At 30.3% G+C, this 1,154-nt stretch carries 1 protein-coding gene; it reads right to left on the bottom strand.

Annotation, left to right across the window (positions count from 1 at the left end):
• Nucleotides 1-485, bottom strand: a 485-nt coding sequence (locus tag AC1DJR_RS30690) for a TasA family protein (RefSeq protein WP_477004336.1), incomplete at its 3' end; no start/stop codon positions are given.
• Nucleotides 486-1,154: the final 669 nt, after the last annotated feature.

Below are 1,154 nucleotides of genomic sequence, written 5' to 3'. Positions count from 1 at the left end.
ATCCAAAACCAATCCATTTTCCCAGGTTTTAATCCTCCTGTTTCAGTCCACTTAGAATGAAATACTTTTTTGGAGGCAATCTCTGGGCTTTGTGATTTTAGTTCTGCAAGRGTTGTCTCGTATRCAGGGCTTTTTGCAGGATCCCAATCCCAAAGAAATTGTACTTTAATATGTTTACCKAAATCTTCTGTAGTGTTATTTTGTTTTAAATCGTTTACAGTATAGTCTATTTTCATCATGATATCTTTAATATCTAATGTACCACTATTTKTTAAATTGAATTTCTTTAATATTTTGTCCCCWGGTTTTAAATTTTCTAAGTTAAGTGAAGTAGTTGGTTGCATAGCTAAATCCAATGTACCTGCAGCAAATGAATTATTTGTCACCACTTGATCGCTAAAATATGCATATGTTCCCCCACCAATTAAAGATAAACCMAGAGCGGCTGAAACCACTCCAACACCTAATTTCTTTTTCAATGACATTTTTTGTTCCTCCCATATCATTTTTATAATCTTTCTCCCTAATCAACCGAAAAGGTCCCCTTAATACAKATATACCATAAATTGTGAAAAAATTATATTTAAAGCAGAAAATTCCTTATTGAGAAAATTATGTTATTATCTATCTTCTGTAAATTAAACGTCCCAAAAATAGAAAAGTTGGATTTATAATTATCAAAACCTCTGCCAAAAACAAATTAATATTAACTGCCCTTTATGATTAGAATTATTTATCTCTTCAGGAGTATTCTAATACTTCAAAAGGTACGCCTTTTGAAGTAGGTATATTTCTATAAAAATCAATGTGTCGAAAGGATCAAGATAACATTTTGAAGGATTTCAAAAATACATAGACCTTTTGAATCATATATGAATTGTTGGGGGGAAAAGTTTTCCTTCAAGATAATGTAATTCCCATAATCCATTTGAATCATTACATTTATATGAATGAATTAACAAGAATGATGGTATAAGTCATTAGGTAAGAATGGGAGCATCTTAAACAAGATTAAATGGGGTTAGTTCTGTAAATCTATAAAATTTAGTTTTAGAGTTTCATGTCCCAACCAATATCTAAAAGCGAAAGTTTAGACTTTCTTGTCTAAATAGTTTGGAGTTTCATGTCCTTTTACATTTACATCTGAGATAGAA

This window comes from Bacillus sp. 05T31 (genome assembly GCF_056396725.1).
This window is presented reverse-complemented; position numbering and strand designations above follow the sequence as displayed.